This window comes from Armatimonas sp., from assembly GCF_031410135.1.
In the GTDB taxonomy this organism is placed as follows: Bacteria; Armatimonadota; Armatimonadia; order Armatimonadales; family Armatimonadaceae; genus Armatimonas.
In genome coordinates this window covers 1-8,271 of the sequence record NZ_JANNYP010000546.1, presented here as the reverse complement: position 1 = coordinate 8,271, position 8,271 = coordinate 1, and the positions used below count along the sequence as shown (strand labels likewise).

Below are 8,271 nucleotides of genomic sequence, written 5' to 3'. Positions count from 1 at the left end.
ATCGTGCTGTAACGTCCTTGGTTCTGGATCCTTGAGCTTTGGTTTTGGGTGATTGGGACACGGTGATTTCTTCCTTCCCGCGCGTCTGGCGGGTAGAGTGTACCTACACCGGACTGTCTCACTCCATATTGACACAAAGGGGTAGCTTTGTTAGGGAAGGAGAGTGAGCCTTTATGTTTGCCTTCATTCGTGATGTTCGTTGTGAGGCTGCTGAGGCACTGGGAAAACTTGGCGACGAGCGCGGTATTGCGGCTCTACTTGCCCTCTGCTGGGATAAAGACGTGAGGGTTCGTACGGATGCCATAACATCTCTGGGTTTGCTCGGGGATGAACAAGAGGCTCCTCCTTTTGGTTTCCCCCCCGTTTCGTGTCCTTACTCAAAGAGTGAGGCACTGCGAAATCTGGACGACACACTTGAGCGCATTCTGACGACTTTGATTCGTATTGGGCAAAGTAGGTTTGAAGAGCCCTCTATGCGTTATATGGCTCTTGCCGCACTGGGAAGCATTGGGGAAGCACACCCGATGGTGTTGGCGGCTCTGAACTCCCTCCGTACAGATGCTGAGGAAGGCGTTCGGCGTGCCGCATCTTGGGCGCTGGGCAAGCTCGGTGCGGCAGAGGAAGCGATCCTAGAGAGTCTCTATCAGGAATTAGAGAATGGGCGGCGGAGTGACAGTGGGGACTGGCATGCTCTCATAGTTTCAAGTAATGCTTTGCGTGTAAGGGAAGTGGAAGCGTGGATACAGACACACGATGCTTAGAAACAATACCCGGAACTTAGGAAAGGCAATCCGTAACTTGGGAACGATATAATGGAGTTTGGGAGAAGTGTCCCGAAATGGAGGTAGACAACAATGGTTGATATAAGTGTGTTGAAGATTCAAATGAAAGTGGTTCTGGATCACTGGAATCGGTTAGAGACCGAGCTGGGGCAGGCAGTGTCACTGGAGGGAGGCTACACACGTGACCAGATGGTGGATGATCTTGCGGCACTGGAAGATGGTGTGACAGGAGTGACGGTCGGGGTCTCGGAGCAAGAGCGTCAGGCACAGGTGCGCGACGCCCTCAAGACCAAGCTGCTCACCCGGTTTGATCAGGCCAAGAACAAGCTCAAGGCGCAATTCAGGAGCACACGCCACGCCGCTGCCGTGCCCCGTAAGCCTGATGCGACACTGGGGCAGGACAAGACTCTAGCGGCACTGGAGGATCTTGTGGAGGTCTGGAAGACACTCAACACCGACACGAGCCTTCCCACAAACCAGCGCCCCATGACCATTGCGCGGGGCTACACCCAAGCGGACTTCGCCGCAGACATTGCGGCACTCAAGGCGACTTATGTGGCTCTTGGTACCGCCGCTCGGGAGACCAAGCAGCGCCGCGCCACACGCTCCACCCCGCTCTCGGGCCTCGCCAAGCGTGTCACGCAGTACCGCGCCCTCGCTAAGAGTGAGCTAGAGCCCACTGACGCACTCTACGCCACAATTCCCTAATAAAAACACCCTCCTCCCAGGATTGGGAGGAGGGCTGGGGAGAAGGTTATTACCGCTTCAGGAAACGCCCGGCGAGCCCGATGATGTCGTCTACGGGGGAGCCATCCTTGTTCTGATCCAGGAGCTGTCCGACCATCCCCATCAGTCCACTCGCCTGTGGTGCGGCTTGCTGCTGCTGACCCGCGCCGCCTAAAAGCATACCGGCGAGCCCTGCCACATCCAGGCCCTGCTGCTGTTTCTGCTGCCCTAAGTAGCCTAGCACAATTGGCGCGAGCATCTGGAGCAGTGCCCCACCATTAGCCCCCCCGAGGCTCTGACCGACCACATTGCTGATCTGGTTGGTCTGTCCCCCGAGAACATGGCCCAGAATGGCCGCACCGGGGCCACCCTGAAAGCCGGAGATCGCACCACCGAGGTTGTCGAGAATGCTCCCATCGTGGTTATCCAGAGCCGTGTGGAGCGACTGTGCTCCGTCTTCGTTCTGGGCATTGCGAGCCATCGCGCCCAGCAGAATCGGAAGCGCAGCCTGAATTCCGTTCTGCGCCGTGCTTTCGTCAACCCCGAGCTGTTCGGCAATCTGCCCAACCGCGCCGCTCCCACCGAGCTGTCCTAACAAACCTTCTAGTACATTGTCCATAACCGTTTCCTACCTCATTTTTGTTGCAGGGATACTGCCAACGTACGGACAGGAAAAGCGCCGATTATGTTCCCAATAAAAGTCGGGATGACAGGATTCGAACCTGCGACCTCTCGCTCCCAAGGCGAGCGCTCTAACCAAACTGAGCTACATCCCGAAAACACGAAAGAGTGGGTAGAGAGGGACTTGAACCCCCACAGCACGAAGGCGACTGAGTTACAATCAGCGGGTCTCTCCAGCGACCAAGCCTACCCCTAAAAACAAAACACAAATAAAAACGGCCCCGTGCGCTTGGTGCGCAGCGGAACCGGCTCTGAGGAAGCGAGACGTGAGCGGACTCAGTCTCCAGGCAGAGCCGGAGGCGGCGGGTAGGGATAGGGCTGATAGCAGAGTGCGTTCATGGCTTCTCTATAGCCGCAGGCGCACGGCTTGCTAAAAGGCGCGCGAGTAAATTTTCGACGAGCTCTTTTCCTTGGAGCACGTCGAGCCAGCGCGATGGGATTCCCGCGAGGCCAAAGCGTAAGCCTGCGATTCCACCGGCGACGCACCCCGTGGTGTCGGTGTCTCGTCCTAGCGCGATAGCTGCCTTGACAACCGCTTCGTAGCTAGATTCGCCCTGAACCTGCCGCGCCGAGCGTAGGCAGTCCACGACGTAGCCACCGCCGGTGCCAGGGATGTCTTCTAGGGGGCGGATATGAAACTCCAGTTGCTCGATGTAGGGGCCATTGTCGGCGTAGTATCCCCGGAGTTTAGCGACGGCCTCAGCCCAGGGATCTTGGGTATCGGTGAGGAAATATCTGGCCCAGAGGCAGTAGAGGGCACAGCAGACATGAGAGCGGGGGTGGCCATGGGTGACGCTGGACTGTAGGTGAGCATCGCGGATGAGGTCTTCGTCACTTCCCTGGTGCCAGAGTACTAGTGGTAGCACGCGCATGAGGGAGCCGTTACCATTTGCCATCTCATCGGCACGGCCAGCGGCATAGGCAGGCGTTCCACGCAGTAGCTCTCGGATCGCGTCGCCGGTTTGGATACCGCAGTCGAAAACGCGCTGATCGGGAGTGTAAGCGGCGTTCTCGTACCAATCAACAATGCGCTTACCGAAGTCGTCTAAGTCCAGTTCGCCGCAGGTTAAGAGCGAGTCCAAAAGCGCGAGGGCCTGTGCGCCGTCGTCGCTCCACGTCCCAATCGGCGTGCGGCCATGGGCGCGGCGAAACCCCGGCGGTGGCTCCATCTCAATCTCATCCCACGCGGGAATCTGATCGGGCGCATGAAACTCATACGGAACCCCGAGCGCATCTCCGATGAGCAAGCCATAGAGGCCACCTGCGAGTTTATCGTTGCCTGTATTCACACACAATTGTATCCGCATCAATGGGATCAAACGGAGCGTGAGTTTCGTCGTAAGGTAGAATAACCCATGCAACAGACTTCTCTCACGCCCGAGACCAAGGCCGCCCTCGCACAGTGTTTTGCGGCACATAAGGCACTTCGCTCGTACTCAGCACAGGTGCTGATCACGGTTCGAGGTATCCCGAAACAGCAGAATGGCCAGGTGCGCATTGCACTGGCAAAGCCGGGGCGGCTCCGCGTGGAGTGTAGTGGCCCGCGTGCGCAGCAAAGAAGCGAGCTTCTGGTAGCTTCTAGCGGCTATCTCTACAGCACGTTTACCCCCACGAAAACCTACTCGACAAAGCGCGTTGAAACGAGTGGGGATGCCCTCGTGATGGGCTTGGAAGATTCCGATATCCTACCGCTACCCGTGTTTGAGCTGCTTATGGGCCAGAGAGATGGCCTGACAGAGTTTCTGAAAGACTTCGCCAAGGTCACTCAGGAACCGGGTACGCTGACTTTTCATGCGGAAGGACAGGCGAAGCAGACTCTAATCTTCGATCCCAAGGACAAGTTCCTACGTGAGGTGCGCCTCAGCCAGGGAAGCGCAGTAGAGATCCGTGAGGTCTACCAGAATGTTCGCGCCAACCCCGCGCTACCGGAATCTCTCTGGGACTTTGTGCCACCGACGGGCTATCGTGATGAAAATGCTCCCATGCCTCCGCTGCCGTCCGCCCCGAAGCTTGGCCCTGGCGCAGTGACCACAAAATCCGGCTTGCAGTATCGGGATCTCAAGAAAGGCACCGGGCCAGCTGCGGCTCAAGGAAGTACGGTGACCTTTCACTACAAAGGCTCACTGACCAATGGGATGACCTTTCAGGCATCGCGCAGTAACGGCGAGCCACCCGCAAGTTTCAAGCTTCCGGGTCAGGTTCTGCCCGCCTGGAACGAGGGGATCCTTGGGATGCGGCCTGGCGGTGTGCGTAAGCTGATTGCACCGCCCACGCTGGCGTTTGGCGACGAAGGTCGAGGCCGTATGATCCCACCCCGCGCGACCCTGATTTTTGAGATTGAGATGCTTGACGTGAAAGGATCCACCATTTTATGAGACAGACCGACCCCACCGCGCAGCAGCTTCTGAACCAGATGGTTGCGGCGCACCAGGCACTTTTTGCATTCTCCGCACAGGTAAAAGTCGAGGCTGTCAGCGACAAGAGTCGCGAGGTCGCAACGGCAACGATACTCTACCAGAAGCCCAACAAAGCCCGTGTCGAAGTCACTCGTAGCAGTGGCGACAAAGTGCTGTCCGTTTGTGATGGCATCAACCGCTTGTACATGGCCTCAATCACGAAAAAGAAGCAGAAGGCGGAGTCTGGGGAGAAAGCGCTGGTAGAGACCCTCAGCCAGGCGAACTTATTTATTGCGCCCGTTTTTCTCTACCTTTCCTCACGCGCCGCTCCCGTACGTGGCCTGCTCCCGGGCACAGTCAAGACCATGGGGTTTGGTACGCCTTTGACGATGGATGGCGTGGCCGTGGAAGTGGTCGCCGCTGATGTGGCCACCAAAGACGGCGAAGCGCGCATCACGTTTACAATCGGCAAGGACGATCGCCTCCTGCGTCGCCTGATGGTGCAGACCAGCTACCAGAAAGAGAACTTTACGCTGGCAGAGACCTACACCAATATCCAGGCGAATCCTAAGGTCGATAAAAAATCTTTTGTCGTCTCCTAGTTTTCCGACCGCTTAGCGACGCTGAGGTGGCCCGTTGGGGTCGGTGTTGGGAAGTAGGCTCTTCCATAAAACCCCGAGCTGGGTGCCGCGGTTGATGTGCTCTCGTGCGACTTTCCCCTCGCTGTTGTGCCGCTTCTGCGCCTCCGTCAGGCCCTTGGTAATGGTCGCCAAGTCCGCGTTCAGCGGCCACTGTGCCAGAATGCTGCCTTTCTGGCCAAACGTGTCAGGCTCGATGGCATAGATTCCGGGACCAGCAGCGATTCCTGCCGCTTTGAGATCCGCTTCAGTGGCAACAGGCGAGAAGGCCCACTTACCCAGGAGTTCGGGTGCCCACGCCAGCTTGGAGAGCTGCGCCTCACCCCCACCCACTGCGACGATCAGGGGCATGGAGTCGCAAGCCGCTGTATTGAGCGAGAGGCGGAAGTTGTGCATCGCCGGGACGGCAGACGGTACACCTTTGGTGGGGAACTTGGCCGCAAGCTCTTTCATCGCCGCCGCCATCGCCTCGGGGGTTCGGTAGCTCATCTGCGGAGAGCGGCCTGGACGCGCCAGATACTGCATGCCATCCGGGGTCATCATGGCAAAGACAGTATTTTCTAGCGTACCCGCACGGCCTTTGAAGATGCCCTCCAAATACTTCACTTCAGCGGCATTCTCATACGTTGCGGGACGGATACAGATAAACGCACGGGACGCGTCTATGACAGGCTTCTGAGACAAGAGACTCTTGTCTGTATTTTGCTTGCCCGGTCACCAGATACCGGAGACGCCGTGGCACTCCGGGACTGCGGACATGAGCAAAATAGGACGATTGGTGCGCTTGGCCTCGGCAAGTCCGGCCTTGAGCGTGCCGAACCAGACAATGCCACCATTCGGGTTGTAACCAACGGTCTTCCCCGAGCTTCCAGGAGGTTGAATTTTCATGACTTGATTATGCCCAAAACTCATGAAGGAGTCATGAAGGTGGTTTTGCCCCCTGGTAGCCGCCATCCACGCTTGTGAGCGGGGCAGTAGAAATTAAAACAAAGCTGGCGTAGGCATGCTGGCAGCGAAAGCGCAGTCCCTCCAACTGACGGTTGCGGAGCGCCTCCCAGAGCAACTCCTCTGCCTGAGTGGGGGCGTTGCGGTTCTCGTGTGCCCAGCCGTGGAGTTCTGTCGTCGCCCCACCCCGAAGTTTAAGTTTTGTTTTCATCATCAGTCGAACGGGCGAGCCCCTTGGAATCTGATAAAAGACAAGAAAAATTTCGAAAAAAATCCTTGTATTTCCCCCACACGTGGGGGCCAGGGGGCAGTACAATAGGCTATGGCAACACGACAATCTTTCGTATTTGGGAGCGCTGCTGTGCTCCTTGGAGCGGGGACGCTCCTGGCAACGACGACACCTGCGGCTTCTCAGGGCCAGCGTGCACAGCAGCCTCCTGCGTTTCCGAGCTCGATTCGGCTGGCGGGGCGCGCGCCCATGGCAGCTAAGACTCTGATCGGCCCCAAGGGCGAGGGCTTCGCGGACAACTGGGTCACGCGGGGCACCAAAGATGCAGCGGTGTGGACACTCCAAGAAGACGGCGGTATGCTTCCCGACAAGAAAGATATCACCAGCAAGTCCGAGTTTGGTGACTGCTTTGTGCATGTCGAGTTCAAGGTGCCCACAGGCCACGGCAACGCGGGAATCGCGTTTCAGGGGCGCTACGAAGTGCAGATGTACAACTCCTTCGGCGAGCAGCTCACCAAAGAGACCGGGGCGGCGTTCTACAGCCAGAAGCCCGCGACGTTCAATGCCGCAAAGCCCGTAGGCGAGTGGCAGAGCTACGATATTCTCTTCCGCGCTCCTCGGTTTGATGCCGAGGGGAAAGTCACCGAGAAAGCCCGCGCCAGTGTCTTCTGGAACGGCGTTCTGGTGCAGAACAACGAGGAGTTCAATGGCCCCACGGGAATCCAGTACGGCGATTTCAAGGGCGAGGTCAAGGTTGGCCCGCTCGTGCTTCAGGGCAACCACGATCTGGTACAGGTTCGTAACCTCTGGGTCGTCGCGCAGTGAGCTTCCGCACGCTCCAGATGGGCACTGCCGATCTGGAGCGTGCACGACAGTTTTGGACACAGACCATGGGGCTGGAGGAGCTTTCCTCCAGCCCCGATTTTGTGACACTGGCTGCTGGGGAGACGCACTGGACGCTCACGCAAGCACAAACGTCGCCTCCTATCGCCCATTTCGCCTTTAACGTCCCCGAGAATCTCTTCGACGAAGCCGTTGCCTGGCTCAGAGAGCGCGTCCCGCTTCTTGCCAGCGCCGACGGCACCGAGCAACTCTTCGACTTCACGAACTGGAACGCCCACGCTGTCTACTTCACCGACCCGGATGGCAATATCGCCGAGCTCATCGCCCGCCACACGCTGCCTGAAAGTCGCCGCGAGAGCTTCGAGATTTTAGGCATCAGCGAGATCGGTCTGGTCACCGACGACGTTCCCAGCACCGTTGCGCAGCTTGGGCTCCCAACCTACCGACAAGGCGGGCCTCAGTTCCAGCCCGTTGGCGATGAAGAAGGGCTGCTAATTATCGTCCAGCGCAACCGACCTTGGTACCCCGATAACCGCCATCCTGCGCAACCCATTCCGTTTTCCGTCACGCTCACCAATGGCCAGACAAGCTCGTGGACTTAAAAAATATGAAGAAAAAGTGAAAAATTAGTTTCACATATCCAAGATTCATGTATAATTTCATAGCTGGTGTACTTGGGCACGATCCCACCACCAAGCTTTCCATCGAAGGGATTTTTCGAAATGCGACGTAGTAGTGCTTTTACTTTAATTGAACTTCTTGTGGTCATCGCGATTATCGCGATACTTGCTGCCATTCTCTTTCCTGTGTTTGCCCAGGCCCGTGAGAAGGCCCGTGGGATTGCCTGTATCTCAAACCTGAAGCAACTTGGCACCGGTTTTCTCATGTACTCTCAGGACTACGATGAGATGCTCTGTCCCCCGTTTAATGGGGTCGCTAACAACCCAAATGCCTTTACCTGGGATCGCTTGATGCAGCCCTATGTTAAAAACTGGGGATTGATTCAGTGCCCTAGTGATTCGCGCTCTAAC

12 protein-coding genes and 2 tRNA genes are annotated in these 8,271 nt (G+C 57.4%); 7 read left to right on the top strand and 7 right to left on the bottom strand.

The genetic code is table 11. The annotated features are described in order from the left end of the window. Positions 1-173 precede the first annotated feature (173 nt). Both RMO15_RS20270 and RMO15_RS20265 read left to right on the top strand, forming a co-directional pair. On the top strand, positions 174-761 hold the full coding sequence (locus RMO15_RS20270) for a HEAT repeat domain-containing protein (protein WP_309716119.1): 588 nt from the start codon (positions 174-176) through the stop codon (positions 759-761). A 108-nt stretch (positions 762-869) separates the two neighbouring features. After that, on the top strand, positions 870-1,490 hold the full coding sequence (locus RMO15_RS20265) for a hypothetical protein (RefSeq protein ID WP_309716116.1): 621 nt from the start codon (positions 870-872) through the stop codon (positions 1,488-1,490). Positions 1,491-1,539: 49 nt separating this feature from the next. On the opposite strand, the gene RMO15_RS20260 is transcribed toward RMO15_RS20265, so the two are convergent. From RMO15_RS20260 to RMO15_RS20245, 4 genes are all read right to left on the bottom strand, one after another. Continuing rightward, the gene (locus tag RMO15_RS20260) at positions 1,540-2,127 is read right to left on the bottom strand and encodes a DUF937 domain-containing protein (protein WP_309716113.1); all 588 of its coding nucleotides are present in this window, start codon (positions 2,125-2,127) and stop codon (positions 1,540-1,542) included. Between the two features lie 82 nt (positions 2,128-2,209). Further along, positions 2,210-2,284 (bottom strand) — tRNA-Pro (locus tag RMO15_RS20255). 14 nt (positions 2,285-2,298) lie between these two features. Then, positions 2,299-2,381, bottom strand: a tRNA-Tyr gene (locus RMO15_RS20250). Positions 2,382-2,524: 143 nt separating this feature from the next. After that, positions 2,525-3,478 (bottom strand): ADP-ribosylglycohydrolase family protein, encoded by a 954-nt coding sequence (locus RMO15_RS20245; protein WP_309716111.1) that lies wholly within the window; start codon positions 3,476-3,478, stop codon positions 2,525-2,527. 66 nt (positions 3,479-3,544) lie between these two features. On the opposite strand from RMO15_RS20245, the gene RMO15_RS20240 reads away from it, so the two are divergent. Together RMO15_RS20240 and RMO15_RS20235 are read left to right on the top strand one after the other, a co-directional pair. Next, complete coding sequence (locus RMO15_RS20240) at positions 3,545-4,564, top strand: FKBP-type peptidyl-prolyl cis-trans isomerase (protein ID WP_309716108.1); 1,020 nt, start codon at positions 3,545-3,547, stop codon at positions 4,562-4,564. After that, the gene (locus RMO15_RS20235; RefSeq protein ID WP_309716105.1) at positions 4,561-5,187 is read left to right on the top strand and encodes a DUF2092 domain-containing protein; all 627 of its coding nucleotides are present in this window, start codon (positions 4,561-4,563) and stop codon (positions 5,185-5,187) included. Before RMO15_RS20240 ends, RMO15_RS20235 begins: the two co-directional genes overlap by 4 nt. Positions 5,188-5,199: 12 nt before the next feature. Here RMO15_RS20235 and RMO15_RS20230 read toward each other — a convergent pair whose 3' ends face one another. From RMO15_RS20230 to RMO15_RS20220, 3 genes are read right to left on the bottom strand one after another with little or no spacing between them, the layout of a single operon-like run. After that, a complete protein-coding gene (locus RMO15_RS20230; RefSeq protein WP_309716102.1) occupies positions 5,200-5,907 on the bottom strand; it encodes a hypothetical protein in 708 nt (235 codons plus the stop codon). A 30-nt stretch (positions 5,908-5,937) separates the two neighbouring features. After that, positions 5,938-6,111 carry a hypothetical protein gene (locus RMO15_RS20225; protein WP_309716100.1) on the bottom strand — a complete coding sequence of 58 codons (174 nt, stop codon included), beginning with the start codon at positions 6,109-6,111 and terminating at the stop codon, positions 5,938-5,940. Positions 6,112-6,142: 31 nt separating this feature from the next. After that, positions 6,143-6,382 carry a DUF559 domain-containing protein gene (locus tag RMO15_RS20220; RefSeq protein WP_309716097.1) on the bottom strand — a complete coding sequence of 80 codons (240 nt, stop codon included), beginning with the start codon at positions 6,380-6,382 and terminating at the stop codon, positions 6,143-6,145. Positions 6,383-6,490: 108 nt separating this feature from the next. Between RMO15_RS20220 and RMO15_RS20215 the strand changes: the two genes are divergently transcribed. The 3 genes from RMO15_RS20215 to RMO15_RS20205 form a co-directional block, all read left to right on the top strand. After that, positions 6,491-7,222, top strand: coding sequence for a DUF1080 domain-containing protein (locus RMO15_RS20215; RefSeq protein ID WP_309716094.1), 732 nt, complete (start codon positions 6,491-6,493; stop codon positions 7,220-7,222). Continuing rightward, positions 7,219-7,842: a VOC family protein gene (locus RMO15_RS20210; protein ID WP_309716090.1), complete on the top strand. Its 624-nt coding sequence runs from the start codon at positions 7,219-7,221 to the stop codon at positions 7,840-7,842. Before RMO15_RS20215 ends, RMO15_RS20210 begins: the two co-directional genes overlap by 4 nt. A gap of 120 nt (positions 7,843-7,962) precedes the next feature. After that, positions 7,963-8,271, top strand: a 309-nt coding sequence (locus tag RMO15_RS20205; protein ID WP_309716087.1) for a prepilin-type N-terminal cleavage/methylation domain-containing protein, incomplete at its 3' end; no start/stop codon positions are given.